The 24,689-nt window shown below is 68.8% G+C and carries 26 protein-coding genes; 13 read left to right on the forward strand and 13 right to left on the reverse strand.

Translation table 11 applies throughout. The annotated features are described in order from the left end of the window. A partial coding sequence (locus ASF57_RS26560) for a hypothetical protein (RefSeq protein WP_210166823.1) occupies window positions 1-271 on the forward strand: 271 nt, incomplete at its 5' end. A gap of 1 nt (window position 272) precedes the next feature. On the opposite strand, the gene ASF57_RS06835 is transcribed toward ASF57_RS26560, so the two are convergent. The 5 genes from ASF57_RS06835 to ASF57_RS06855 all read right to left on the reverse strand — a co-directional run bounded on the left by ASF57_RS06835 (window position 273) and on the right by ASF57_RS06855 (window position 3,413). Continuing rightward, window positions 273-551 (reverse strand): exodeoxyribonuclease VII small subunit, encoded by a 279-nt coding sequence (locus ASF57_RS06835; protein ID WP_056186867.1) that lies wholly within the window; start codon window positions 549-551, stop codon window positions 273-275. A 187-nt stretch (window positions 552-738) separates the two neighbouring features. Further along, complete coding sequence (locus ASF57_RS06840; RefSeq protein WP_056481343.1) at window positions 739-1,266, reverse strand: hypothetical protein; 528 nt, start codon at window positions 1,264-1,266, stop codon at window positions 739-741. Then, window positions 1,266-1,871 (reverse strand): HD family hydrolase, encoded by a 606-nt coding sequence (locus ASF57_RS06845; RefSeq protein ID WP_056481346.1) that lies wholly within the window; start codon window positions 1,869-1,871, stop codon window positions 1,266-1,268. The genes ASF57_RS06840 and ASF57_RS06845 overlap by 1 nt, the downstream gene beginning before the upstream one ends. After that, window positions 1,868-2,488 (reverse strand): DNA-3-methyladenine glycosylase I, encoded by a 621-nt coding sequence (locus tag ASF57_RS06850; protein ID WP_056481349.1) that lies wholly within the window; start codon window positions 2,486-2,488, stop codon window positions 1,868-1,870. The genes ASF57_RS06845 and ASF57_RS06850 overlap by 4 nt, the downstream gene beginning before the upstream one ends. 70 nt (window positions 2,489-2,558) lie before the next feature. Further along, entirely contained in the window at window positions 2,559-3,413 is an 855-nt protein-coding gene (locus ASF57_RS06855; RefSeq protein WP_056481351.1) for a folate-binding protein YgfZ, read from the reverse strand. 99 nt (window positions 3,414-3,512) lie between these two features. Between ASF57_RS06855 and ASF57_RS06860 the strand changes: the two genes are divergently transcribed. Then, window positions 3,513-4,850 (forward strand): dihydroorotase, encoded by a 1,338-nt coding sequence (locus ASF57_RS06860; protein WP_056481354.1) that lies wholly within the window; start codon window positions 3,513-3,515, stop codon window positions 4,848-4,850. Window positions 4,851-4,983: 133 nt separating this feature from the next. Here the strand turns inward: ASF57_RS06860 and ASF57_RS06865 are convergent, their stop codons facing one another. The 6 genes from ASF57_RS06865 to pdxH form a co-directional block, all read right to left on the reverse strand. Next, the gene (locus ASF57_RS06865) at window positions 4,984-5,238 is read right to left on the reverse strand and encodes a hypothetical protein (protein ID WP_056186885.1); all 255 of its coding nucleotides are present in this window, start codon (window positions 5,236-5,238) and stop codon (window positions 4,984-4,986) included. Between the two features lie 161 nt (window positions 5,239-5,399). Further along, window positions 5,400-5,825 carry a TIGR02301 family protein gene (locus ASF57_RS06870; RefSeq protein WP_056481393.1) on the reverse strand — a complete coding sequence of 142 codons (426 nt, stop codon included), beginning with the start codon at window positions 5,823-5,825 and terminating at the stop codon, window positions 5,400-5,402. A 77-nt stretch (window positions 5,826-5,902) separates the two neighbouring features. Further along, window positions 5,903-6,379: an NUDIX hydrolase gene (locus ASF57_RS06875; protein ID WP_056481356.1), complete on the reverse strand. Its 477-nt coding sequence runs from the start codon at window positions 6,377-6,379 to the stop codon at window positions 5,903-5,905. Next, window positions 6,376-7,521, reverse strand: coding sequence for a hypothetical protein (locus tag ASF57_RS06880; RefSeq protein ID WP_056481359.1), 1,146 nt, complete (start codon window positions 7,519-7,521; stop codon window positions 6,376-6,378). Before ASF57_RS06880 ends, ASF57_RS06875 begins: the two co-directional genes overlap by 4 nt. After that, window positions 7,514-8,236: an SDR family oxidoreductase gene (locus tag ASF57_RS06885; RefSeq protein WP_056186898.1), complete on the reverse strand. Its 723-nt coding sequence runs from the start codon at window positions 8,234-8,236 to the stop codon at window positions 7,514-7,516. Before ASF57_RS06885 ends, ASF57_RS06880 begins: the two co-directional genes overlap by 8 nt. 184 nt (window positions 8,237-8,420) lie before the next feature. Next, window positions 8,421-9,023: a pyridoxamine 5'-phosphate oxidase gene (gene pdxH / locus ASF57_RS06890; protein ID WP_280138740.1), complete on the reverse strand. Its 603-nt coding sequence runs from the start codon at window positions 9,021-9,023 to the stop codon at window positions 8,421-8,423. Between the two features lie 199 nt (window positions 9,024-9,222). Between pdxH and ASF57_RS06895 the strand changes: the two genes are divergently transcribed. The 3 genes from ASF57_RS06895 (at window position 9,223) to fabI (ending at window position 11,965) form a co-directional block, all read left to right on the forward strand. Then, window positions 9,223-9,780, forward strand: a complete 558-nt coding sequence (locus tag ASF57_RS06895; RefSeq protein WP_244476849.1) for an RT0821/Lpp0805 family surface protein — start codon at window positions 9,223-9,225, stop codon at window positions 9,778-9,780. Window positions 9,781-9,980: 200 nt separating this feature from the next. Further along, the gene (locus tag ASF57_RS06900; RefSeq protein ID WP_056481363.1) at window positions 9,981-10,919 is read left to right on the forward strand and encodes a DnaJ C-terminal domain-containing protein; all 939 of its coding nucleotides are present in this window, start codon (window positions 9,981-9,983) and stop codon (window positions 10,917-10,919) included. Between the two features lie 203 nt (window positions 10,920-11,122). Beyond that, window positions 11,123-11,965, forward strand: coding sequence for an enoyl-ACP reductase FabI (fabI, locus tag ASF57_RS06905; RefSeq protein WP_056186907.1), 843 nt, complete (start codon window positions 11,123-11,125; stop codon window positions 11,963-11,965). 24 nt (window positions 11,966-11,989) lie between these two features. Here fabI and ASF57_RS06910 read toward each other — a convergent pair whose 3' ends face one another. Next, window positions 11,990-13,030 carry a polyphosphate kinase 2 family protein gene (locus ASF57_RS06910; protein WP_056481365.1) on the reverse strand — a complete coding sequence of 347 codons (1,041 nt, stop codon included), beginning with the start codon at window positions 13,028-13,030 and terminating at the stop codon, window positions 11,990-11,992. 122 nt (window positions 13,031-13,152) lie between these two features. On the opposite strand from ASF57_RS06910, the gene ASF57_RS06915 reads away from it, so the two are divergent. The 4 genes from ASF57_RS06915 (at window position 13,153) to ASF57_RS27215 (ending at window position 18,522) form a co-directional block, all read left to right on the forward strand. Then, window positions 13,153-13,740, forward strand: a complete 588-nt coding sequence (locus ASF57_RS06915; RefSeq protein WP_056481367.1) for a histidine phosphatase family protein — start codon at window positions 13,153-13,155, stop codon at window positions 13,738-13,740. 143 nt (window positions 13,741-13,883) lie between these two features. After that, entirely contained in the window at window positions 13,884-17,972 is a 4,089-nt protein-coding gene (locus ASF57_RS06920) for a Pls/PosA family non-ribosomal peptide synthetase (RefSeq protein WP_056481370.1), read from the forward strand. A 60-nt stretch (window positions 17,973-18,032) separates the two neighbouring features. Continuing rightward, window positions 18,033-18,245 carry a DUF5397 family protein gene (locus ASF57_RS06925; protein ID WP_056186918.1) on the forward strand — a complete coding sequence of 71 codons (213 nt, stop codon included), beginning with the start codon at window positions 18,033-18,035 and terminating at the stop codon, window positions 18,243-18,245. Window positions 18,246-18,360: 115 nt separating this feature from the next. Next, entirely contained in the window at window positions 18,361-18,522 is a 162-nt protein-coding gene (locus ASF57_RS27215) for a hypothetical protein (protein ID WP_280138739.1), read from the forward strand. 120 nt (window positions 18,523-18,642) lie between these two features. Here the strand turns inward: ASF57_RS27215 and ASF57_RS06935 are convergent, their stop codons facing one another. Next, window positions 18,643-19,299, reverse strand: a complete 657-nt coding sequence (locus tag ASF57_RS06935; RefSeq protein WP_056186925.1) for an alpha/beta hydrolase — start codon at window positions 19,297-19,299, stop codon at window positions 18,643-18,645. A 332-nt stretch (window positions 19,300-19,631) separates the two neighbouring features. Between ASF57_RS06935 and ASF57_RS06940 the strand changes: the two genes are divergently transcribed. The 4 genes from ASF57_RS06940 (at window position 19,632) to sufD (ending at window position 24,689) form a co-directional block, all read left to right on the forward strand. Further along, a complete protein-coding gene (locus ASF57_RS06940; protein ID WP_056481373.1) occupies window positions 19,632-20,792 on the forward strand; it encodes a cysteine desulfurase family protein in 1,161 nt (386 codons plus the stop codon). A 67-nt stretch (window positions 20,793-20,859) separates the two neighbouring features. Then, window positions 20,860-22,329, forward strand: coding sequence for a Fe-S cluster assembly protein SufB (gene sufB, locus ASF57_RS06945; RefSeq protein ID WP_056186931.1), 1,470 nt, complete (start codon window positions 20,860-20,862; stop codon window positions 22,327-22,329). Window positions 22,330-22,611: 282 nt separating this feature from the next. Then, window positions 22,612-23,364 carry a Fe-S cluster assembly ATPase SufC gene (gene sufC / locus ASF57_RS06950; protein WP_056186935.1) on the forward strand — a complete coding sequence of 251 codons (753 nt, stop codon included), beginning with the start codon at window positions 22,612-22,614 and terminating at the stop codon, window positions 23,362-23,364. Window positions 23,365-23,366: 2 nt separating this feature from the next. After that, on the forward strand, window positions 23,367-24,689 hold the full coding sequence (gene sufD / locus ASF57_RS06955) for a Fe-S cluster assembly protein SufD (RefSeq protein WP_056481376.1): 1,323 nt from the start codon (window positions 23,367-23,369) through the stop codon (window positions 24,687-24,689).

The following is a 24,689-nucleotide window of genomic DNA, read 5'->3' on the forward strand; positions in this document are numbered from 1 at the left end:
CGTCGATCATCTCGGTGCGGCGTCGATCATCTCGGTGCGGACCGCATCGGCCACCGCCTGCAGCTGGCTCTCCGGCAAAAGCCGCAGGGCCGCTGGCTCGGACAGACCGTCCAGAATCGACGGACCCTCCGACAGCCCCGACGCGGACGCGGAGGACGCTGGCGAGGTTTCGCCCGTGGTTTCTTGCCGTGACACCGAACCAACCTCACGTCCGGAGGGAAAACATGCGCGCAATTGCTTGGCGCCAATGAAGAAGATCGACTTGCCCTAAGCTAGTCGACATCAAGCGGTGCGACGCCGGCCGCCTGGCCGTCGGCTCCGAGGGTGATCTTCTGAATGCGGGCCTCGGCCTTCTGCAGAAGGCCCTCGCAGTGGCGCTTCAGCGCCTCGCCGCGTTCGTAGATCGCCACGGATTCGTCGAGCGGCACATCACCCTTTTCCAAGCGACGCACGATATCCTCGAGTTGCTCCAAGGCTTTCTCGAACGGCAGGTCGAGGGCCGGCTCACCGGCACTGGCCGTCGACGCAACGGCGGGTCGCGTGACACTCATCCTAAAATACCCCTTGATTCTGTCGGTCTAAGCCGGTCGCCCCGAAGCCGGCAACCCGATCCCAGGAATCCGGCTTCGTTTCATGGGCCGGGCGGCCTTTGCGCCACACTCCCGTACAAGCCCGCAAAGGCCCCGAGATGCGACACCAACCAGAAAATATTTTTGTCACCTCCTCAGTGCCTTAGAGTCATATCCGGACATTCGACTTCAGGTTCAAGCTGAATGGCTCGCCCTCGAACGCATCGGCTCCGCGCCCGATCTCCGCGATGGCCGCGACCATGCGCCCGTCACGGCCGAGCAGACGATCGGCGATCGACACGAAGAGCGCATTCGGCGTCGCCGAGGGCGAGGCGATCCGCAGGGCGCGGGCGATCTCGGCCTCGGCGCGCTCGGGCGCCAGCGCACAGGCCGCGATGTAGGCCGCCGCGGTCGAGCGGCTGATCCCCGCATAGCAGTGGATCAGCAGGGGCTCCTTCCGATCCCAAGCTTCGGCGAAAGCGAGGATCGCGGCCACATGCCCGTCACCGGGCGTCACGTGTCCGTCCATCGGCACGACGATGTCGCTGACCTCGACGACGCAGTGGCGTCCCTCCGCGATGCCGGCGGGCCGGGAAATCGCGGTTCCGACCTTCATCAGGGTCATCAGATGCCGGGCGCCGGACCCCTCGAGCGTCTCCGGCAACCGTGACAGGGGGCAGACCCGAAGGTACGGCATCAGGCGACCTCCTCCGGTCCGACCAGGGCGTCAAAGCGGGCGAGGAAGCGCGCCTGCGCCACGTCGCTCGACCACGGATCGAGCAGCGCATCAGCCTCCGGGGAGAGGGCCGCGCAGGCGTCGAAGATGGCATCGGCCTCGTCGCGAGAAAAGCCGGCGAGCCGGATGGCCTCGTGATAGGCCGCGCTGCCGTCCGCTCGCTTGACCAGCATGACCAGGTCTCGGCCAGGCTCAGGCAGGCCGAAGCGCTGCCGGATCGCGGCCAGGAGCCGACGCTCGACGGCCTTGTAGGAATCGCCGATGGCCGCTTTGAACGGCGAGATGATGTCGCCGACCACGTATTCGGGTGCGTCGTGCAGCAGGAGTTCGAGGCATGCGCCGGCGCCCAGGTCCGGTGCGAGGGCGCGGCCGATGGCTTCCACCAGCAGGGCGTGCTGGGCCACCGAGAAGACGTGCGGCCCCGCGGTCTGCCCGTTCCAACGGGCGACGCGGGCGAGCCCGTGGGCGATATCGGCGATCTCGATGTCGCGCGGAGACGGATCGAGCAGGTCGAGACGGCGCCCGGATAACATCCGCTGCCAGGCGCGCCCGCGATCGGCGCTCATGCCCGGCCTCCGAGGGTCGCGCAGGGTCCGTGGCGATGGCAGCCGAAGAGGTGATCGTTGACGAGGCCCACCGCCTGCATGAAGGCGTGAACGATGGTGGGGCCACAGAACGCGAAGCCCTCCGCCTTCAGGGCCTTCGCCATCGCCCGCGAGACCTCCGTCTCGGTGGCGATGGCGCTCCGGCTCGCGGCGCGGCCCTGGATCGGCACGCCATCGACGAAATCCCACAGGAAGGAGGCGAAGCCGGGTCCCCGGGCCTCGATGGCGAGGTAGGCACGCGCGCCCGCGATGGTGCCGACGATCTTGGCCCGGTTCCGGATGATGCCAGTATCCTGCATCAGGCGCTCGACATCGGCGTCGGTGAAGCGCGCGATGACCTCCGGATCGAAGCCCGCGAAGGCGCGGCGGAACCCCTCGCGGCGGCGCAGAATGGTGATCCAGGACAGACCGGCCTGGAAGCCGTCGAGGATGAGCTTCTCGTACAGGGCCCGGCCGTCGCGCTCGGGTACACCCCACTCGGTGTCGTGATAGGCCACATAGACGGGATCGAGCCCGGCCCACCAGCAGCGGGCGCAGCCGTCGGGATGATCGATCAGGCCGGAAACATCGGTGCGCATCGCCGAGGGTTTAGCCGGGTGACGGCTGCGCGTCGATGTCGGCCCATCAGCCCAGGGGGCAGGCCACACCTCAGCCGGCTTGGGCGACCTCGGGAAAACCGAAGGTGGCGAAGGCCGGCTTTTCCACGCCGATCAGGGCATGACCGGCGCGCAGAGGCTCGCCGGCCGCGAGGGCATCGGCGAGGCGGTCGAGGCGCAGAAGGCCGAGGCCACGCCGTCCGGCGACGCTGCCCACCGTGCCGAGCGTCCGCGGTCCGGCACTGATCTCAGCCCCCGTCTCCAGCCCATGGTCTGAGACCGCCACGAGGGGCACGATCCGGGTGCGGGCGGTGCCGCGATGCTGCATGCGTGAGACCACCTCCTGCCCGACATAGCAGCCCTTGCGGAAGTCGACGCCGCCGAGCTGATCCATCAGCGCCTCGTGCGGAAAGGCGTCGGACCAGGGAAAGTCGCGCCCACCCTCGGGGATGCCGTGGGCGATGCGATGTGCATGATAGTCAGCCTCCGTGGCATCGGCCGAGAAGGCTCCGGCTGCGAAGAACAAGCGCTCGCCGAGGGCGGCGAGGCGCCCGTCGCGGCGACGCAGCACGGTGGCGCTGGTTTCCGCACCCTCCCAGGCCGCGGCCACCCCCAACGTCGGATCGAGGGTGATCGCCACCTTGGCCCGCAATCGGTAGAGTCCAAGGCGCTTGGCAAGATCCGGTGCCCGCTCGGTGGCGACGTCGAGCAGGAAGCCATCCCCGGCACCGCGGGCGATCAGGAAGTCGAACAGGATCTTGCCCTGGGGCGTCAGCAAGGCGCCCAGGCGGGCCTCGCCAGCCTCCAGGGTCTCGACGTTGCAGGTCACCACGCTCTGCAGGAAGCTCGTCGCATCCTCGCCCGAGACGGTGACGATGGCGCGGTCCGGCAGCAGGGCGATCGGCATGGCGGCTCCTTCAACAAGCGGCAGCGGCATTGCGCGCCGTCCGGGCCTGACATAAGCCGCCCGCGACCCCGTCTCAATGCGCATCCCGGGAGCTTCGGCATGGACCGGCCCTTCGACCTCCTCCTCACCGGCGGCACCGTGGTGAATCAGGACGGCGCCCACCGTGCCGACCTCGGCATCCGCGCCGGCCGTATCGCGTCGATCGGCGAACTTTCGGGCGCGACGGCCGCGGAGCGGCGCGATTGCACCGGCCTGCACCTGCTTCCCGGCGTCATCGACAGCCAGGTGCATTTCCGCGAGCCGGGGCTCGACCACAAGGAAGACCTCGAATCGGGCTCGCGGGCCGCCGTCATGGGCGGCGTTACGACGGTGTTCGAGATGCCGAACACCAACCCGCTCACCACCACCGCCGAGGCCCTCGCCGACAAGGTCGCCCGCGCCCATCACCGGATGCATTGCGACTTCGCCTTCTGGGTCGGCGGCACGCACGAGAACGCCCACCTGGTGCCGGAACTGGAGCGGCTGCCGGGGGCAGCCGGCATCAAGGTGTTCGTCGGCTCCTCCACCGGCTCGCTCCTGGTCGAGGACGATGCCGGCGTCACCGAGATCCTGAAGCGGACCCGCCGGCGGGCCGCCTTCCACGCCGAGGACGAACCGATGCTTCGTGCGCAGAAGGACCGGCGCGTCCCGGGCGATCCGTCCTCGCATCCGGTCTGGCGCTCGCCCGAAGCGGCCCTGAAGGCGACCCAGCGTCTCGTGCGCATCGCCCGGGCCACCGGTGCCCGAATCCACATCCTGCACATCTCGACGAAGGAGGAGATGGCGTATCTGGCCGAGGCCAAGGACGTCGCGACCTGCGAGGTCACGCCCCACCACCTCACTCTCGATGGCGACGAGGCCTATGCACGCCTCGGCACCCTGGTGCAGATGAATCCGCCGGTGCGGGGCGCCGACCATCGCGACGGAATCTGGCACGGCCTGTCGCAAGGCGTCGCCGACATCCTCGGCTCCGACCACGCGCCGCACCTGCTGGAGGAGAAGGCCAAGCCCTATCCGGATTCCCCCTCGGGCATGACGGGTGTGCAGACCCTGGTACCGATCATGCTCGACCACGTAGCGGCGGGGCGGCTGTCGCTGAGCCGGTTCGTCGACCTCACCAGTGCCGGCCCGAAGCGCCTGTTCGGCATCGCCCGGAAGGGACGCCTGGCAGTCGGCTACGATGCCGACGTGACGGTGGTCGATCTGAAGCGCCGCGAGACGATCCGCAACGACTGGATTGCCTCGAAATGCGGCTGGACCCCGTATGACGGCGTCACGGTCACGGGCTGGCCGGTGGGCACCCTGGTGCGCGGCAACAGCGTGATGTGGGACGGCGCGCTCACCGCACCGTCGCGCGGTGAGGCGGTGGTGTTCGAGGAAGCGCTGGCGCCGGCCTGAGCGCGAGCGCGTCGGCATCAACGAACTCGGAACCAACGAGAAGGGCAAGCGCGGATGCGCTTGCCCTGGATCTGCCGAGCTTGGCGATGTCGGCGCGGGAGGTGGTTACGCCTCCGACCTCACGCCTGGGATCTCAGTGCTGAGGACTCGTGGTGAAGGCGCCCCCGCGGATGCGGTCCGGAAACCCCTCGGCGTAGCGGGCGGTGGCCTCCTCGCCATAGGTCGTGACGAGCTCCTGGAACGCCGCGAACAGAGCGGCCTGAGCCATGCAGTCCCCATCGAGGCCATCGAGACAGCCTTCGGCGAACGCCTCCGAGACGTAGCCGAGCGCGGCGCGCTTGTCGTCGAGATCCGCCTCGAAGGGCGCGGAGACCGTATCCATGTGCATGGGCCACATCATCGTTGGGCCGGCGAACCAACCGGCCAGTGACCATGAGGATAGGGCGAGCCGAGGGGTTCGCAAAGCCAGGAATTGCGAAGCGGTTAACGCGGGCACTCAAATTCTTCGTTTCTGGGCGAGGCGCACGATCTGTGACCGCGCCGCATCACCTATCCGCCGAACCGACTCGCCAAAGCGTGGGACAGGCGCTCGCCCTCGGTGACGTACCGGGCGGCGGCCTCCGTGGCCGCGGGCGTGCAGACCCGGTAAGTCAGGCTGTAGCCGCGATATCCACGGTTATAGGCCCCGGCGAGGCGGTCGCGTCGGCCCGGGGTTACCCCTTCGGCCTCGATCAGGGCCTTCATGCGCGCCGGCCATTCCGAGGCATCCGCAGCACCGCAGAGGTCGCGCAGGAAGGCCAGGGAGCCGGTGACCTCGGAGAGACGCAGCAGGTCGCGATCGTAGGGAGCCGGCGGCGGCTCGGCGGGCGGTGGCGGCTCCTTCTCCTTCTCGACTGGTTTCGGAGCGGACCGGGCCGAGCCGCTACGGGATTGCTGAGCCAGCCCCGCGTCCGGAACGGCCATCAGCACGGCCATCAGCACGGCAGGTCCGGCGAGCGTCGCCAGCCTGGCTCCGCAAGTCCTGATGCCGCAAGCCCTGATGCCGCGAGCCTTCATGCCGCAGGCTCCGCCCGCGAGGCGGCCCGGGCGAAGGCCTCGCGGACGGTGTCGGCGAGGCCGGGCGTGGTCGCCAGCGTCTCGAGTTCGGCGAGCGTGGCCCACCGGACTCCGAGCGCCTCGGGTCCAGCCACCGGCTCGCCCCCGATCCACAAGGCCGCATGGGGATGGACGACGTAGTGGTGGCGGACGCGATCCGTGCCGTCGCGCAGGATGATCTCGGTGGGACTGAGCACGCCGATCACTGCGGCATTGAGGCCGACTTCCTCCTGAAGTTCGCGCAGAGCCGCCTCGGCCAGAGCTTCGCCAGCTTCCACGAGACCGCCCGGAAGGGTCCACACGCCGCGCATCGGCTCGTTGGCGCGGGCCGCGAGCAGCACGCGCTCGTCGCGCAGGACGGCAATCGAGGTGCCGACGAAGGGGCGCGTCGGAAACAGCCGCGCCTGAGGATCGTCCGGATCCGTCCCGGTCACGGCGTCACCACGGCGATACGGCCATCGGCGAGGCCCACCAGCAGGCGGGCAGCGGGTCCCCGGCCGAGGCTGGCGAGTCCGAAGGCGGCAAGCCCCGGCAGCGGGATGCGCAGGCGCTCGCGGATGCCGTCCTTCAGGACCAGGATTGCGAGGGCGCTTCGGTCGGCCACCGGCAGGGCGAGTTCGGGCGGCCCGGCTCGCTCCGGCTCCACCAGGGCGGCAAGGTCGACCTCTCCCTCGCCGGGAGAGACGTTGGTGTAACCCAGAGCCTCGTGGACGCGGCGTAAGGCACCGGCGTCCAGGCCCCAGAGCTGGAGCAACCCGGCGCCCTCCGGGTTCGCGACGGCCGCGATCTGCGGTTGCCCGGCGCCGGCGAAATCCGCGATTCCCGCCGGCTTCAGCGGCTGACCGTCGGGTCCCGTCTCTTGAGCCGGACTGCGGGCCAGAAGCAACCAGGGGACGCCTGGTTTCGAGTCGGGCTTCGCATCGGCTGGCGCCCGGCCGAACAGCGCCAGCTCGGATGCTCCGGTGGTCGTGACAGTGACGGCGACGATGACGGGCTTCTCCGCGAACCGGGCGATGCGGGGGCGGCGCAGGGCGAACGCCGTATCGGGGGCAGCGGCCAGCGTCGTGGTGACGATCGGCACCGGCTTCGGGTCCCCGCCCATCGCCACGGGTTGACGCTCCCGGATGACCAGGCTCGCCGCCTGTTCGGGCCCGCCCGCGAGCCCCGGAACCGGGTTCGCCAGGTAAGCGCTCAGGGGACCCGAGACCGCGCGCCGCGAGCCGGGCAGGGCGCCGCGGGGAGTTTCCGCGGCGGCCAGGCCCTCGATCGCCTCGGCGCCCAGCAGGGTGGTGGCCACCTGTCCGTCGACCAGGCTGAGCGCGGCGCCTCCGCCATCGCCCCAGACCACCACGATGGGAGCCTCCTGCTCAATGCCGGTCGGATTGGGGTTGCGACTCCGGGCCAGCGGCAAGAGGCCCGAGGTCGCCACCGCGATGGCGACCTCGCTGCCCGGACCGCGCAGGGCCTTGGCCCGGAACGGCAGGTCGAGAATCGTCACGGAGGGTTCCGCGAGGGCGGGGGCGGTGAGGACCAGGAACGCGACGAGAAGCGCCGAGCGCGCGACCCGTTCAGACATGCTGGCCGCCGTTGATGTGCAGTTCGGCGCCGTTCACGTAGGACGACGCTTCGGTGCACAGGAAGTAGATCGCCTTAGCGACCTCGTCGGGGGTGCCGAGGCGGCGCTGCGGGATGCCGGCCACGATCTTGTCGGTGCCGGGCGACAGGATCGCGGTGTCGATCTCGCCGGGCGAAATCGCGTTGACGCGCACGCCGAGGGGACCGAAATCGCTGGCCATCTCACGGGTCAGGCCGGCCAGCGCCGCCTTGGACGTGCCGTAGGCGGCGCCCGCGAAGGGATGGACGCGCGAGCCGGCGATGGAGGTGACGTTGACGATGGAGCCCTTGGCGCGGGTCAGTTCCTCGCAGAGGCCTCGGGCCAGGAGCAGGGGCGCGAACACGTTGACCTGGAATACCCGCTGCCAATCCCCGAATTCGGTGGCGATGGCGCCGAGGCGCTCGCCCTGCGGCCCTTTCGGCGAAATCCCGGCATTGTTGACGAGCGCGTGCAGAAGCCCCCCCTCGGCGGCGAGGCGTCCGGCCACCTCCTCGATGCCCCGCACCGTATCCTGGGGGTCGGAGAGATCGACCTGCAGGTGATCCTCCGGTCCCATCTCCCAGGGGCAGTTCTCCGGAAAGGGGTGCCGGGAGCAGGTGATCACCCGCCATCCGGCAGCCGAGAAGCGCTTCACGGTGGCATGCCCAATGCCACGGCTCGCCCCCGTGAGCAGCATGACGCGCCGGCGTTCGTTGGATGAGGCCAAGACCGTTCCTTCAGGATCGGGAGACGTCCGGCAGGCGAAAACGCCGGACGACCTCCACGCCGCGTTCAGGTCTAAGCGGCGCGGGGTCTAAAATCCAGGGTCCTGCCGCGACGCAGCAAGACGGTGATCCGCGGCTCTACGGTGATCCGCGGCTTCAAGGATAGAGCCGCGCCCCGCGCCAGCCCTCGCCGTCGCGGGTGAAGCGGACCCGGTCGTGCAGGCGGAACGCCCCGTTCTTCCAGAACTCGATCGAGACCGGCGCGATGCGAAAGCCCGTCCAGTTCTCGGGACGCGGGACCGGTCCCTCGCCATAGCGCTCCGCCAGGGCCGCCACCTCGCGTTCCAGGGTGGCGCGGTCGGCGAGGGGGCGCGACTGTCGGCTCGCATGGGCTCCGAGGCGACTGTTTCGCGCCCGGCTGGCGAAGTAGGCATCCGCCTCCTCGGGGGTGACGGGGGTCACCGGCCCACGGGCACGGACCTGGCGGCCGAGGCTCTTCCAATGCAGCACCAGGGCGGCCTGCGGGTTCTGGCGCAGTTCGTCGCCCTTGGCGGAATCGACGTTCGTATAGAACACGAAACCGTGCGCATCGACGCCCTTCAGCAGCACAACGCGGACGTCCGGCAGCCCGTCCGATCCGGTCGTCGCCAGCGCCATGGCGTTGGGATCATTGGGCTCCGACGCCTCGGCCTCGGCCATCCACGCGGCGAACAGAGCCCACGGGTCGGCGGCACGCGTGAAGTCGCCATTGGGACCCAGGGGGTCCGGGCCTGAGTTGGGGGAGGCGGGATCATCGATCCTTAACCGTTCCAAGGCGTAATCCTGTGGTGAGATCCGGGTCGGGGGCACCGACGTGGGACACGAGCGTTATCGGCCCAACACGTCGTTGAGATCAGGTGTAATGCGTCGGCGCGACTGTAAAGCCCAGGCCGTACGGGACCGTGCGGCAAGAGACGATATGGCTCAAGATGGTATGGCTCGGGAGCACGACCGGGACGTGCGTATCCTCGCCGGGGAGCGACTCGTCAGGCCGGAACGCTGGGCCTCGGCCCTTGCTTTGACGGCCTTGCTCGGTCTCGGCGGCTGCGGCCTGCCGATTATCACCTTTCAGGGTGAGGAGACGGCGGAGGCCGGACCGAAGGCCCCGAAGGTCGCCCGCGCCAGTACCGTCCTGCCCGAAGAGCCGATCAGCACCGGCAGTATCGACAAGCGTCCGCTCGGTTTCGGCAACGATCTCGGTGCGGAGGATTGGCGGAGGGCGCATGCGGCGCTTGCCGTCGCCCTCGATCCGCAGGGCAATGGCCGCCCGGTGAAGTGGGACAACCCTGAGACGACCCTGCGTGGCTCGGTCAACCCGACCGGCCTGCCCTACGTGGCCAACGATCTCGTCTGCCGCGACTTCCTGGCCTCCGTCATCACACCGGCGGGCAGTCGCTTCGTGCGCGGCACGGGGTGCAAGCCGTCGGGTGGAGACTGGACCCTGACCCGGATTCGGGCTGCGAAATCGGCAGCCTGATCGAAACCCGCCGTGCGGGAGCCGGACTCCCGGCCCGATCGGGATCAGAGTACAGCTCCAGGCGTTGACGGCGCGCGATTCGAGGCGAATTCTCGCGCGAGACCGTTGCAGAGAAGCAACAGGCCGTCCACATGACCGACGAATCCGAAGGCGCCGGGCCATCGCCCGGCCTCAGGCGGCACCGAGAATTCTGAAGACCGATGCGAAATCCCTATGACGTGCTGGGTGTCCCCAAGGGCGCCAGCGAAGCCGATATCAAGAAGGCCTACCGCAAGCTCGCCAAGGCCTACCATCCGGACCGCAACCAGGACGACGCCAAGGCGAAGGACCGCTTCGCGGAAGCCAACAGCGCCTACGAGATCCTGGGCGATGCGGGCAAGCGCGCGCAGTTCGATCGCGGCGAGATCGACGCGGACGGCAAGCCGCGCGCCACCGGCTTCGAGGGCTTCGGCGGGTTCGGCGGACGCGGCGGTGGCGGTGGCGGCTTCGATTTCGAGAGTGCCGCCCGCGGACGCGGCCCAGCCGGCGGCGGCGGCGGCATCGGCGAGGACATCTTCTCGCACCTGTTCGGCGATGCCTTCCGGGCTTCCGGCGCCGGCCCGAGCGGTGGCCCGCAGCGCGGTCCGGTCAAGGGCGAGGACGTCGCGGCCGAGCTCAGCGTCACGCTGGAACAGGTTGCCAGCGAGGAAAAGCTGCGCCTGTCGCTGCCGGGCGGGCGCGATGTCGACGTGGTGGTGCCTCGGGGCGTGGTCGATGGTCAGACCATCCGTCTGCGTGGCCTCGGCAATCCGGGCGGCCTGCGGGGAGCGCCGGGCGATGCGCTGCTCACCATCCGCATCCTGCCGCATACCCGCTTCACCGTGGAGGGCGCCGACCTGCGCGCCTCGGTGGAGGTACCCCTGGAGGACGCGATCCTGGGCGGCCCGATCCGCGTGCCGACCCTGACCGGTGCCGTGGAGATGAAGATCCCGCCCATGACCGGGTCGGGGCGCACGTTCCGCCTCCGGGGCAAGGGCCTGCCGAAGAAGGACGGAACCCGGGGCGATCTCCTCGCCGTCACGGCCGTGATGCTGCCGAGCCAGGAGGATGCGGCGCTCGTCGAGTTCGCCCGCGCGCGCCGCGCTGCCAAGGCCGGGTGAGTTAAGCCCGGCGGAACCAAGATCAGCTGAGCATGCCCCCCGCGGATCGGGTGTCCCAACCCATCCGCGACGGCCTCCCGGCGCTGTCAGGTCCCGGACTTCCGTCCCAGGCGCGGCTCCGCTAAGGATGCCCGGCGCGAATACGCCGATCCGTCGCCCGACGGGACCGTCGGCGCGCGCCACGGCTCTCGCTCAGGTGACACATGGCGGACACGCACCCGGTTCACGATCACGTCGGCGGACTTCTCGCCGGCAAGCGCGGCCTGGTGCTCGGTGTCGCCAACAACCGCTCGATCGCCTGGGGCATCGCCAAGAGTGCGGCCGCCCACGGCGCCAAGCTCGCCTTCACCTACCAGGGCGACGCCCTGAAGAAGCGCGTCGAGCCCCTGGCCCGTGAACTCGACGCCCACGTGGTCGGGCATTGCGACGTCACCGATCCGGCTTCGATCGATGCGGTCTTCGCTGCGGCCGCCGAGGTGTTCCCTGAGGGGATCGACTTCGTCGTCCATTGCATCGCCTTCTCGGACAAGGACGAACTCACGGGCCGCTACGTCGAGACCTCGGAGGCGAACTTCACCAAGTCGCTCCTGATCTCGTGCTACTCGTTCACGGCGGTGGCCCAGCGCGCCGAGAAGCTGATGCCGAACGGCGGCTCGCTCCTCACCCTGACCTATTACGGCGCCGAGAAGTGGATGCCGCACTACAACGTCATGGGCGTTGCCAAGGCAGCCCTCGAGGCCTCCGTGCGCTACCTCGCCGCCGATCTCGGCCCTTCGAAAATCCGCGTCAACGCGATCTCGGCCGGCCCGATCAAGACGCTGGCCGCCTCCGGCATCGGCGACTTCCGCTACATCCTGAAGTGGAACGAGTACAACGCCCCCCTGCGGCGCACCGTGACCATCGAGGAAGTCGGCGAGACCGCCACCTACCTCGTCTCGGACATGAGCAAGGGCATGACCGGCGAGATCCTCCACGTCGATGCCGGCTACCACGTCGTCGGCATGAAGAACCCGGAAGCCCCGGACCTCAGCCTCGACAAGGATTAGCGCCCGGCGATTGGCGGTCCACGCCTAATCCGGCACGGTCATTCCGGCGATGTCGGCCTGCGCTTCCGGAAACCGCGGGTCCATCGCCTCCAGGGTGTCGGCGATGGTGCGGGCGATGAGGAGGTTGCGGTACCACTTCCGGTTGGCCGGCACCACGTGCCAGGGCGCCTGCGGCGTCGAGCATTCGGAGAGCGCATCGGCGAAGGCCGCCTGGTAGGCGTTCCAGGCCTTGCGCTCGACGAGGTCGGCCGGGTCGAACTTCCAGTGCTTGTCCGGGTTCGCGATGCGGGCCTCCAGCCGCTCCTTCTGCTCGTCCTTCGAGATGTGGAGGAAGAACTTGAGCACGGTGGTGCCGGCCGCGCTGAGCATCCGCTCGAAATCATTGATCTGGTCGTAGCGCGCCCGCCAGACCGGCTCCGGCACGAGATCCTTCACCCGCACCACGAGGACGTCCTCGTAATGGCTGCGGTTGAACACGTTGATCATGCCGCGTGCCGGCGCCTTGGCGTGGTAGCGCCACAGGAAGTCGTGGTCGCTCTCCTCGGCGCTCGGCACCTTGAACGACCAGACCCGGCAGCCCTGCGGGTTCACGCCCTCGAACACCGCCCGGATGGTGCCGTCCTTGCCGCCGGTGTCGATGGCCTGGAACACCACGAGCAGGCTGCGCTTGTGCTCGGCATAGAGCCGCTCCTGCAGGGCGACGATGCGGGCGCGCTCGGCGGCGAGTGCCGCCTTGGCCTCGTCCTTGTCGAGCCCGCCATCCGTATTCGCATCGATCGCGTCGAGGTCACACCGTGAACCCGGCCGTACGGTGACGATGCTCTTCGCCGCCGGCGCGAGCGCTGGGCCCGGAGGGGGCTCGGCGTGGGGGGCCAGGCCTTCCGTCTCTCGAGCCCACAGAGCGGAGGAGGGCGGCCGATGGCCGGGGTGGCGCGCCCGGGTCTTGCCACCCTGCTCGCGGGTCTTGCGGCCCTTCTTGCGGTGCGAAACATCACGTTGCGGCGCGGAAGCGTCCGTTTCCCCGGGACGTTGGCCCTGCCCGTGCTTGCCGTGGCGCTTCGACATAATGAGACTCGCTTGCTCGGTTGGGGGCGGGGAACGGCGGCCGCCGGCATGCAGGGCCAGGATGTGAGTGCGAAAACGAATTCCCGGCTCGGCCGTTCCAGCCTGCGGCGGGGCCTGAGACGGTGACCCCGATCTACTTCATCCGCCATGGACAGACCGACTGGAACGCGGAAGGGCGCCTCCAGGGGCAGCGCGACATCGCTCTCAACGCCGAGGGCCTGCGTCAGGCCGAGGACGTGGCCCGGCGCCTCGCGGCCGTGGCGGAGGCCGACGTCGCCACGATGGACTATGCCGCGAGCCCGCTCGCGCGGACCCGGCGCACGATGGAGACCCTGCGGGCCGCCCTCGCTCTGCCGCCGGAGGACTATCGTCTCGACCCCCGGCTGAAGGAGATCAGCTTCGGAACCTGGGAGGGCTCGACCTGGGCCGAGATCCGCCGGCGCGACCCCTCCGGTGCGGCGGCCCGGGACCGCGACCGCTGGGGTTATCGCCCGCCGGGCGAGACCGGAGAAAGCTACGCCATGCTGGTGGAGCGCGTGACTCCGGTGGTCACCGGCCTGACGCGCCCCACCGTGATCGTCGCCCATGGCGGCGTGGCCCGGGCGATCCTGGTGATCCGCGGGCATCTCGGGGTGCGGGACGCCCCGCGCATCGGCATCCGCCAGGGCAGCGTCCTGGTGCTCGACCGGGCCGGATGGCGCTGGGCCTGACCGGCCTCGTCCTGCGCGTTCAACCCCGGTTCAAGCCTGCCCCCCAAACGTGCTAGACGCGCCGTGATTTCGGCGCGATCCGGGCGCCTACCCGGCCAAAAGGACGGCCCTCGATCGATCGGGGGCCGACAGCGGAGCAGCGGATGAGCAGTCTCGCCGAGACGACCCGGCCCCGGGCGGAAACGCGCGGGCCTGAGGACGAGGTTTCTTCCGTCGTATCCGGGGCCTCCGCCATGCTGCGCGGGCCGGCGCGGCCCGACCTCATCCGCGACGAGGTGCTGGGCGAGATCTTTCGCGAGAGCGCCCGGGCACGGGGTGATCACCCGGCCCTCATTGATGGCGCGCAGGCCGGCGTCGACGGAACCCATCCGGTCCTGACCTACGGCGAGGTCGAGGCGCAGGCCGCCGCGATCGCACGCGGGCTGTCCCATCGCGGCATCGGCCCGGGCGACGTCGTCGGCCTCTGGATGGCGCGCGGGACCGACCTGCTGATCGCCCAGATCGGCATCACCCTGTCGGGCGCCGCCTGGCTGCCGTTCGATGCCGAGGCCCCGGCCGACCGGGTCGCGGTCTGCCTGGAGGATGCCGCCGCCAAGGCGCTGCTGGTCTCGCCCGCCCTGGAAGCCCAGGCGCCAGCCGGCACCCCGGCAGTGACCGTGGCGGCCCTGGCCGCCGGAACGCCACGCGACGCGACCGTGCCCGATCTGCGGACCCTCGGCCTGACGCCGGATCATCCGGCCTACCTGATCTACACTTCGGGCTCGACCGGCGTGCCCAAGGGCATCGTCATCAGCCACGCCAACATCTGCCACTTCCTGCGCTCGGGCAACGCGCTCTACGGCATGCGCGCCGACGACGTGGTGTTCCAGGGCGCCTCCGTCGCCTTCGATCTCTCGATGGAGGAGATCTGGGTGCCCTACCTGGTGGGCGCGACCCTGTTCGTCGCCTCGCCGGCCATGATGGGCGATGTCGAGGCCCTGCCCGGCATTCTGGCCCGGGCCGGCGTCACCGTGCTCGATACCGTGCCGACCCTCCTGGCGATGATCTCCCAGGACCTGCCCACCGTGCGCCTCGTGCTGCTCGGGGGCGAGGCCCTGCCCGAGCCCCTGGTCGCCCGCTGGGCCACGCCCTCGCGAAAACTCTTCAACACCTACGGACCGACCGAGGCCACGGTGGTGGCCACCGCCGCCGAGATGCGCCCGGGCGTGCCCGTCACCATCGGTGGCCCGATCCCGAACTATTCGGTGTACGTCGCGGGCGAGAACCTGGAGCTTCTGAGGCCGGGCCAGCAGGGCGAACTCCTCATCGGCGGTCCGGGCGTGGCGAAAGGCTATCTCAAGCGCCCCGAACTGACGGCGGACAAATTCATCGCCAACCCGTACGACTCGGACGGGACCGACCCGCTGCTGTACCGCTCCGGCGATGCGGTCTCCCTCGATGCCACCGGCAACATCGTGTTCCACGGCCGGATCGACGACCAGGTCAAGATCCGCGGCTTCCGGGTGGAACTCGGCGAGATCGAATCCCGCATCCAGGTCCTGCCCGGCATCAACCAGGCGGCGGTGGTGCTGCGCCAGGACGACGGCGTCGACCGCCTCGTCGCCTTCCTGGTGCCCGACCGCGGCACCACGATCGACAAGGCCGCCCTTCGGCAGACGCTGGCCGGGCAGATGCCGCCCTACATGGTGCCGGGACATTTCGAGACCGTGGAGGTCCTGCCCCGCCTGACATCCGGCAAGGTCGACCGCAAGACCCTGCGCATCGCCACCCTGACGGTGGCCGACACCAGCGGCGAGCAGGAGCCTCCGCGCAACGAGACCGAGGCGGCGCTGCTCGCCGCCGCCAACCGCATCTTCGGCAACCAGGCGATGCCGTTCGACGGCGACTTCTTCGCCGATCTCGGCGGCCATTCCCTGCTCGCCGCCCGCTTCGTCGGGGCGGTGCGCGAGGTGCCGGCGCTGGCCGCCATCACCCTGCAGGACGTCTACGGCCAGCGCACCCTGCGGGCCATGGCCGACACGCTCATCGCGCGGACCGGCGGCGCCGGCACCGAGATGGCGATCCGCGATCTCAGCTTCCCGGCGCCGTCCCTGAAGCGTCGCTTCCTCTGCGGCCTCGCGCAGGCGGCGGCCCTGCCCTTCGTCATCGCGCTGGCGACCGCGCAATGGCTCGGCATCTTCGTGACCTACCTGCTGCTCACCGGCGGCAGCCTCGGGTTCTTCGGCGAACTCGCCGTGATGCTGCTGGTCTATATCGGCATCAACGCCGTGACGGCCACGATCGCGGTCGCGGCCAAGTGGTTGATCCTCGGGCGCACCAAGCCCGGGCGCTATCCGCTCTGGGGCACCTACTACTATCGCTGGTGGCTGACGCAGCGCCTGACCCCGCTGGTCCACATCAAGTGGCTTCAGGGCTCGCCCGCCATCGCGTTCTACCTGCGCATGCTCGGCGCCGAGATCGGCAAGGACGCCCTGATCTCCGACATCGAGGTCGGTGCGCCGGACCTGCTCAGTATCGGCGCGGGCGCCTCGCTGGGCGGCCGTCTCGTCATCGCCAATGCCGAGGTGGTGGGCGACGCGCTGATCATCGGCCGCGTGGCGATCGGGGCGGACGTGGCGATCGGGGCCTCCTGCGTCATCGGCCCCGACACGGTCATCGGCGACCATGCCGAGATCGGGGACCTCACCACCATCCCGACCGGCACGCGGGTCGGCGCCGCCGAGATCTGGGACGGGTCCCCCGGCCGCAAGGTCGGCGAGGCCGACCCATCGGCGCTGCCCGCCCCCGCCACGGCCTCGCCCCGGCGGCGCTTCGCCTTCGCGGCGCTCTACACCTTCCTGCTGGCGGCGATCCCCGCCATCGGCCTGCTGCCGATCTTTCCGGCCTTCTACCTCTTCGACCAGATCAGCGATTCGCTCGGCGACATCACCGACATCGATTATCACTGGTACCTGCCGCTGCTGACCTGGCCGACCGCCATGCTGATGACGGCCGGCACCGTGCTGCTCATCGCGGGCATCCGCTGGCTGGTTCTGCCGCGGGTGTCGTCGGGGACCTACTCGATCTACAGCGGCTTCTACATGCGCAAGTGGGCGGTGGCCCTGGCCGCCGAGGTCACGCTGGAGACCCTCTCGTCCCTGTTCGCCACCGTCTACATGCGGGCCTGGTACCGCCTGATGGGCGCCCGCATGGGGCAGGGGGCCGAGATCTCCACCAATCTCGGCGGGCGCTACGACCTCGCCGATATCGGCGCGCGCAATTTCGTCGCCGACGAGGTGGTGTTCGGCGAGGAGGAGATCCGCCGCGGCTGGATGACGATGCACGAGGTTCACACCGGGGCGCGCGTCTTCGTCGGCAACGACGCCGTGGTGCCCCCCGGCACGGTCATCCCCGACGACGTCCTCATCGGCATCAAGTCGAAGCCGCCGGCCAACGCCCTGATGAGCCCGGGCGATACCTGGTTCGGCTCCCCGCCGATCAAGCTGCCCTCCCGGCAGCGGGTCGATCTCGGCTCGAACACCCAGACCTACGAGCCCGGCGTGGGCCCGAAGCTCCGGCGCGGCATCTTCGAGGCGTTCTCGACCTCGTTCTCGCCGATGCTGTTCATCAGTCTCGCGATCTCGGCGATCGATTTCTACTTCTATCCGGCCATCCTGGCCGAGAACTGGACCAGCCTCGCGGTCAGCTTCGTCGCCGTCTCCGTCGCCATCGCGTTCATCCAGTCCTTCACCGTCATCGCGGTGAAGTGGCTGCTGATGGGTGTCTACAAGCCCGGCATGCAGCCGATGTGGTCCTGGTGGGCCATGCGCACCGAGGCCGTCGCGGTGCTGTACTGGGGTTTGGCCGGCAAGGTGCTGCTGGAGCACCTCGTCGGCACGCCGTTCCTGCCCTGGATGCTGCGGCTGCTCGGCGTGAAGGTGGGCCAGGGCGTGTGCATGCTCACCACCGACATCACAGAGTTCGACTGCGTCACCATCGGCGACTACGCCACCATCAACCGCACCTCCGCTCTCCAGACGCACCTCTACGAGGACCGCATCATGAAGGTCGGCCGGGTCGTGGTCGGCCGCGGCGTCTCGGTGGGTGCGTTCTCGACGGTGCTGTACGACACCAAGGTCGGCGACTACGCCCGCCTGCGCCCGCTCACCATCGTGATGAAGGGCGAGTCGATCCCGGCCCATTCGGAGTGGGAAGGCGCGCCGGCGGTGCCGGTGGTGCACGCGAAGGCGTGAGGGTGAGGATCGGGTTCGTTCAGCGCTAGGCGGTCATGGGAATCACTGTAGGATACCCGCATGAACGACATGGCGCCCGCCTCATTCCCGAACGTCCAGGCCCTCATCGGGACTTGGCGGCGCTTCGGGCAGGTCGGCCCCGTCTACGAGATCGTCAGCGTGGGTGACGCACTCGCGGGCGGCGATCGAATGATGCGGATTCGCGTGCTGGAGACCTGCGAGGAGGTCGATTACCGGCTCGCGGACATCCTGGACGATCCCCGGGAGCGCTGATGTTCGCCATCGCGTTCGACCTCGTGGTCGCGGAGGCGCAAGCCCACATCCCAAGGGCATATCGAAGGCCTACAGCGACATCCGCACGACGCTCTCGGGCCACGGCTTCGATTGGGTGCAGGGAAGCCCCTACACCAGCAAGGACGAGGATCTGGCGAGGCTGTTCTCTGCCATCGCGGCCCTGAAGGGGCTCACGTGGTTCTCGCGCTCGGTCCGGGATCTGCGGGCCTTCCGCGTCGAGCAAGGGTCGGATTTCACCGCCTTCATCAAAGCGTAGGCTCGACCGACATCCTGCACGTCTCGCGTTGGGGGAAGCCGGCCGCCCCCGCATAAAAACCGGCGAAGCCGAGGGCTCCGCCGGTATTCGCTTCCCGATCGCCGCGCCTCGGCGTTGGCCTTAGGCGGCCTCTGGCTTCGGGCCGAGACGCTTGTCGAGGTAGGTGTCGACGGTCTGGGTCAGTTCGTCGACCTTGCCGTCGAAGAAGTGGTTGGCGCCCTCGACCATCTGGTGCTCGATGATGACGCCCTTCTGGGTCTTCACCTTCTCGATCACCGGCATGACCTCGCGGGCCGGGGCGACCCGGTCCTCGGAGCCGTGCACGAACAGGCCCGAGGACGGGCAGGGGGCCAGGAAGGTGAAGTCGTAGCGGTTGGCCATGGCGGCGATCGAGATGAAACCCTCGATCTCGGGCCGGCGCATCAGCAATTGCATGCCGATCCACGACCCGAACGAGACGCCGGCGATCCAGCAGGCGCGGGCCTCGGGATTGACCGACTGCACCCAATCGAGGGCGGACGCCGCATCCGAGAGTTCGCCGGTGCCGTGATCGAACGCGCCCTGGCTGCGGCCGACGCCGCGGAAGTTGAAGCGCAGGGCCGCAAAGCCGCGATTGGCGAAGGTGTAGAACAGATTGTACACGATCTGGTTGTTCATCGTGCCGCCGAACTGGGGGTGCGGATGCAGCACGATCGCGATCGGCGCGCCCTTCTTCTTGGGCGCCTGATAGCGGCCCTCGAGACGACCGGCGGGACCGGTGAAGATGACTTCGGGCATGGCAACCAACACTCCTGGGCGGATACCGCGATCGGGCATCGCGCGGGGGATCGCCGGCTCGACGGGACGACGCGCGGATCCGAACGCCGGGGCAAAGCCGTGAAGCGTGCCTTGACTCGTCCGGCCACGAACCTAAAAGCGCTCTTAGAATAATTCTAGCTGACTAGAATTGTTCTAAACAAGCGCCGTTCGAGCCAGCTTCGGATCGGCGCGTTCCCCGCACGTTGGGCGACCGGAACACGTATCGTGCCCGCGCCTTAGCATGATCGTGGGGGGCAAAAGCAAGGATTTGTCGCGTTCGCACTTGACGCCACCAGTGGTTTTTCGTCCGCATGACTGCACGCCGCGCCTATCTCGACCACAACGCGACCTCACCGGTTCGACCGGAGGTCGCGGCTGCCGTGGCGCGGGCGCTTACCCTTCCGGGCAATCCGTCCTCGATCCACGCCGAGGGCCGCGCCGCCCGCGCCGCCCTGGAGGCGGCACGGGCCGCGGTCGCTCGGCGAATCGGGGCGGCCAGGGGGCGGGTGGTGTTCACCAGCGGCGGGACGGAAGCCGCCAACGCGGTCCTGTCCGGCGCCCTGGCGCGCACCGGCCAGGCGGCTCCGACGCGCCTACTCGTCGGCGCCACCGAGCACCCCTGCGTCGCGGCCGGGCACCGATTCCCGGCCGACGCGGTCGCGGTGATCCCGGTCGATGCATCCGGGGTGATCGACCTCCCGGCCCTGAAGGGTCTGCTCGACCGGCATGCCGAGACCGATCTCCTGATCTCGGTCCATGCCGCCAACAACGAGACCGGCGTGATTCAGCCGCTCCAGGCGATCGTCGCCCTGGCCCGCGCCCATGGTCGCGCCCTGGTGCATTCGGATGCGGTGCAGGCGGTCGGCAAGATCCCCCTCGACATGGGTGCGCTCGGCCTCGACGCCCTGACCCTGTCGGGGCACAAGTTCGGTGGTCCGAAGGGGACCGGTGCCCTGGTGCTCGCCGAGGGCGTGACCCTGAACGCCGCGTTCCTGCGCGGCGGCGGCCAGGAGGCGCGCCTTCGCGGCGGCACCGAGAACGTTCCGGGCCTCGTCGGGCTCGGCGTGGCGGCCGACCTGGCCGACCCGGCGCTGTCGGACCGTCTTGGCATCCTGCGCGACGGCATCGCGGACGCTCTGTGCGCGAGCGCGCCCGGGTGCGTCGTGTTCGGCGCCGGTGCCCCGCGCCTGCCCAACACCCTGTGTTTCGCGGTTCCGGACCTCGACGCCGCGACGGCGCTGATGGCCCTGGATCTCGCCGGCGTGGCCCTCTCGTCGGGCTCGGCCTGCGCCTCCGGCAAGGTCGCCCGCTCGCCGGTCCTCGCGGCCATGGGCGTCGCCCCTGCGCTGGCCGCAGGGGCGCTGCGCGTGAGCCTCGGGTGGAACAGCACCGAAAGCGACGCCGCGCAGTGTCGCGCCGCCTGCGAAAGGCTGGTGGCGACCCTATATCGTCGGCAGGGGCGCGCGGCATGAGCGCCGCTCTCCCAAGCCATCTCACCAACACCCGGTCCTTGACGCCGGGCATGTCAGGAGACGCCTAATGCCTGCAGTGCAGGAAACCATCGATCGCGTCCGCTCGATCGATCTCGATCAGTACAAGTACGGATTCGAGACGACCATCGAGATGGAGAAGTCCGCAAAGGGCATCTCCGAGGATGTCATCCGCTTCATCTCGGCCAAGAAGGACGAGCCCGAGTGGATGCTGGCCTGGCGCCTCGACGCCTATAAGCGCTGGCAGACCATGCAGGAGCCCGATTGGGCCCGGGTCTCCTATGACAAGGTCGATTACAAGGACATCTACTACTACGCGGCGCCGAAGCGCCCGGCGGCGATGTCCCTCGACGAGATCGACCCCGAGATCCTGAAGACCTACGAGAAGCTGGGCATTCCCCTTCGCGAAGTCGAGGTGCTGGAGGGGATCGCCCCCGAGCGCCGGGTGGCGGTCGACGCGGTGTTCGACTCGGTGTCGGTGGCCACCACCTTCAAGGCCGAGCTGTCCAAGGCCGGCGTGATCTTCATGCCGATCTCCGAGGCGATCCGCGAGTATCCGGACCTCGTCAAGAAGTATCTCGGCTCGGTCGTGCCCGTGACCGACAACTTCTTCGCGACCCTGAACTCGGCGGTCTTCTCCGACGGATCGTTCGTCTACATCCCGCCGGGCGTGCGCTGCCCGATGGAGCTGTCGACCTACTTCCGCATCAACGAGCGCGACACCGGCCAGTTCGAGCGCACGCTGATCATTGCCGACAAGGGCTCCTACGTCTCGTATCTCGAGGGCTGCACCGCTCCGAAGCGTGACGACAACCAGCTCCACGCCGCCGTGGTCGAGCTGGTCGCCCTCGATGACGCCGAGATCAAGTATTCGACCGTCCAGAACTGGTACCCGGGCGACAACGAGGGCAAGGGCGGCATCTACAACTTCGTCACCAAGCGCGGCGATTGCCGCGGCGCCAACTCGAAGATCTCGTGGACGCAGGTCGAGACCGGCTCGGCGATCACCTGGAAGTACCCGTCCTGCATCCTGCGCGGCGACAATTCCCGCGGCGAGTTCTACTCGATCGCGGTGTCGAACGGCATGCAGCAGGTCGATTCCGGCACCAAGATGATCCATCTCGGTAAGAACACCACCAGCCGGATCATCTCGAAGGGCATCTCGGCCGGGCGTTCGCAGAACACCTACCGGGGCCTGGTCTCGGCGCACCGGAAGGCGACGGGCGCGCGCAACTTCACCAATTGCGATTCGCTCCTCATCGGCGATCAGTGCGGCGCGCACACCGTGCCGTACATCGAGTCCAAGAACGCGTCGGCCCAGTTCGAGCACGAGGCCACCACTTCGAAGATCTCGGAAGACCAGATGTTCTACTGCCAGCAGCGCGGCCTCTCCAATGAGGAAGCGACCGCGCTCATCGTCAACGGCTTCGTCCGCGACGTGCTGCAGCAGCTCCCGATGGAGTTCGCCGTCGAGGCCCAGAAGCTGATCTCGATCAGCCTCGAAGGCTCGGTGGGCTAAGCGTTTCGTCGTGACATACGAAAAGAGCATGCTGAGAGCTGCGCATATTCACAGTTCTCAGCATGCCAAAGAGGTCAGAAGTAGTTCTATATGCGGATGCTTCTTTTGCCTCAGCATATTCCCACCGGCCGAGATCAGGGACTGGCTTCCTCGCGAGGAAACCGCCTTGTGTCCCCGGTGTAACATCGATGCGGTGATCGGCGATTGTTCGGGCTTTCCGGCCGGGAACGCCGCGTTCCTCGAAGCGATGCACAATGAATGGTTTGAAGGACTTAGACTAAAATGATCGAAATCAAGAACCTGACCGTCGCCATCGAGGACAAGCAGATCCTCAACGGCCTCAACCTCACCGTGAACGACGGCGAGGTTGCCGCCATCATGGGCCCGAACGGCTCGGGCAAGTCGACCCTGTCCTACGTCATCGCCGGCAAGGAAGATTATGAAGTGCTCGACGGCGAGATCCTGCTCGACGGCGAGAACATCCTCGAGATGAGCCCCGACGAGCGCGCCGCCTCGGGCGTGTTCCTGGCCTTCCAGTACCCGCTCGAGATCCCGGGTGTCGGCACCATGACCTTCCTCAAGGCCACGCTGAACGCCCAGCGTCGGGCCCGCGGCGAGGGCGAGCTCTCCACCCCCGACTTCATCCGGAAGGTGAACGGGGCGGCCGAGAAGCTCGAGATCAACAAGGAGATGCTCAAGCGCGCCCTCAACGTCGGGTTCTCCGGCGGCGAGAAGAAGCGCATGGAGATCCTGCAGATGGCGCTCCTGGAGCCGAAGTTCTGCGTCCTCGACGAGACCGATTCCGGCCTCGATATCGATGCCCTGCGCATCGTCTCCGGCGGGGTGAACGCGCTGCGCGCGCAAGGGCGCTCGTTCCTCGTCATCACCCACTACCAGCGCCTGCTCGACTACATCGTGCCGGACGTCGTCCACGTGATGTCGCAGGGCCAGATCGTGAAGTCGGGCGACAAGGACCTCGCCAAGGCCCTCGAAGCCTCCGGCTACGCCGAGTACCGCACGGGCGAGGCCGCCTGATCATGGCCGACATCACCCCGCTCCGCACCGCGGCCGAGACCGGGCTGTCCAAGCTCTTCGAAGCCACGAAGATGAAGTACCCCACGGGCGTCTCGATCGCCCGCGAGGAGGCCTTCCGCTACTTTGAGGCGGTCGGCCTGCCGACCCGCCGCGTCGAGGCCTTCAAGTACACCGACCTGCGCTCGGCGTTTCGCGATGCCGCGCACCCCGCCGACATGCCTTCGGCCGAGGTCGCGAAGGCGGCCGTGGCCGATGCGAAGGGCTTTGCCGGGATCGAGGCCGTGCGCCTCACCTTCGTCAACGGCCATCTGATCGAAGCGGAATCCGATCTCGGTCGCATTCCGGCCGGCATCACCGTGACCCCCCTGAGCCGGGCACTCACCGAGGGCCATCCTCACCTCGATCGGTTGACGCCGGTCCGTCAGGCGTCGGAGAACCCGATCTATCAGCTCAACACCGCCTTCCTGGCCGATGGCGTGCTGATCGCGGTGGAGGCCGGCGCCAAGGTCGAGACCCCGCTGCACCTGCGCTTCGTCGGCACCGGGACGGAGGCCTATTCGACCGCCACCCGCGCCCTCGTAGTGCTGGGGGAGGGCGCGGAGGCGCTGGTTCTGGAGAGCCATGAAGGGCCGGACGGGATCGCCTACCAGCCCAACGACGCCCTCGACGTGACGGTGGCCGACAACGCCACCTTCCGGCACGCGCGCCTGAACGCGGAAGGGCGCGAGGCCGTGGCCCTGTCGACCCTGTCCGTCAAGCTCGGCGCCGCATCGGCCGTCGAGACCGTCAATGTGGTCGTCGGCGGCGTCCTCTCGCGCCACCAGGTCTACCTGAACTTCGCCGGCGCCGACGCCCGCGCGGTGGTGAACGGGGCGGCCATGCTCAACGGGCGGCAGCTCGCCGACACCACCTTCCTGGCCGACCATGCCGCCACCGGCGGGGTCAGCCGCGAGCTGTTCAAGACCGTGGTGGATGGCGAGGCCACGGGCGTGTTCCAGGGCAAGATCATCGTCCAGCAGGCGGCCCAGCAGACCGACGGCAAGATGATGTCGGCCTGTCTCATCCTGTCCGACGAAGGGCAGATGATGAACAAGCCCGAGTTGGAGATCTTCGCCGACGACGTCGCCTGCGGCCACGGCGCCACCTGCGGCGCCCTCGACGAGGACCTGCTGTTCTACCTGATGCAGCGCGGATTGCCGAAGGCCGAGGCCGAGAGCCTGCTGGTCCAGGCTTTCCTCGGGGCTGCCATCGAGTCGGTCAGCCACGACGGCGCCCGCGAAGCGCTGATCGGCACCATTGAGGCGTGGCTGAAAGCGCGGGGCTGA

It is taken from the genome of Methylobacterium sp. Leaf117 (assembly GCF_001422985.1).
Lineage (GTDB): Bacteria > Pseudomonadota > Alphaproteobacteria > Rhizobiales > Beijerinckiaceae > Methylobacterium.

Bases quoted from the DNA above. Each gene is read 5' to 3' on its own strand.
- ASF57_RS06835 (WP_056186867.1), bottom strand. From the start codon at position 551: ATGAGTGTCACGCGACCCGCCGTTGCGTCGACGGCCAGTGCCGGTGAG.
- ASF57_RS06840 (WP_056481343.1), bottom strand. From the start codon at position 1,266: ATGCCGTACCTTCGGGTCTGCCCCCTGTCACGGTTGCCGGAGACGCTC.
- ASF57_RS06845 (WP_056481346.1), bottom strand. From the start codon at position 1,871: ATGAGCGCCGATCGCGGGCGCGCCTGGCAGCGGATGTTATCCGGGCGC.
- ASF57_RS06850 (WP_056481349.1), bottom strand. From the start codon at position 2,488: ATGCGCACCGATGTTTCCGGCCTGATCGATCATCCCGACGGCTGCGCC.
- ASF57_RS06855 (WP_056481351.1), bottom strand. From the start codon at position 3,413: ATGCCGATCGCCCTGCTGCCGGACCGCGCCATCGTCACCGTCTCGGGC.
- ASF57_RS06860 (WP_056481354.1), top strand. From the start codon at position 3,513: ATGGACCGGCCCTTCGACCTCCTCCTCACCGGCGGCACCGTGGTGAAT.
- ASF57_RS06865 (WP_056186885.1), bottom strand. From the start codon at position 5,238: ATGCACATGGATACGGTCTCCGCGCCCTTCGAGGCGGATCTCGACGAC.
- ASF57_RS06870 (WP_056481393.1), bottom strand. From the start codon at position 5,825: ATGGCCGTGCTGATGGCCGTTCCGGACGCGGGGCTGGCTCAGCAATCC.
- ASF57_RS06880 (WP_056481359.1), bottom strand. From the start codon at position 7,521: ATGTCTGAACGGGTCGCGCGCTCGGCGCTTCTCGTCGCGTTCCTGGTC.
- ASF57_RS06885 (WP_056186898.1), bottom strand. From the start codon at position 8,236: ATGCTGCTCACGGGGGCGAGCCGTGGCATTGGGCATGCCACCGTGAAG.
- ASF57_RS06895 (WP_244476849.1), top strand. From the start codon at position 9,223: ATGGCTCAAGATGGTATGGCTCGGGAGCACGACCGGGACGTGCGTATC.
- ASF57_RS06900 (WP_056481363.1), top strand. From the start codon at position 9,981: ATGCGAAATCCCTATGACGTGCTGGGTGTCCCCAAGGGCGCCAGCGAA.
- fabI (WP_056186907.1), top strand. From the start codon at position 11,123: ATGGCGGACACGCACCCGGTTCACGATCACGTCGGCGGACTTCTCGCC.
- ASF57_RS06910 (WP_056481365.1), bottom strand. From the start codon at position 13,030: ATGTCGAAGCGCCACGGCAAGCACGGGCAGGGCCAACGTCCCGGGGAA.
- ASF57_RS06920 (WP_056481370.1), top strand. From the start codon at position 13,884: ATGAGCAGTCTCGCCGAGACGACCCGGCCCCGGGCGGAAACGCGCGGG.
- ASF57_RS06925 (WP_056186918.1), top strand. From the start codon at position 18,033: ATGAACGACATGGCGCCCGCCTCATTCCCGAACGTCCAGGCCCTCATC.
- ASF57_RS06935 (WP_056186925.1), bottom strand. From the start codon at position 19,299: ATGCCCGAAGTCATCTTCACCGGTCCCGCCGGTCGTCTCGAGGGCCGC.
- ASF57_RS06940 (WP_056481373.1), top strand. From the start codon at position 19,632: ATGACTGCACGCCGCGCCTATCTCGACCACAACGCGACCTCACCGGTT.
- sufB (WP_056186931.1), top strand. From the start codon at position 20,860: ATGCCTGCAGTGCAGGAAACCATCGATCGCGTCCGCTCGATCGATCTC.
- sufC (WP_056186935.1), top strand. From the start codon at position 22,612: ATGATCGAAATCAAGAACCTGACCGTCGCCATCGAGGACAAGCAGATC.
- sufD (WP_056481376.1), top strand. From the start codon at position 23,367: ATGGCCGACATCACCCCGCTCCGCACCGCGGCCGAGACCGGGCTGTCC.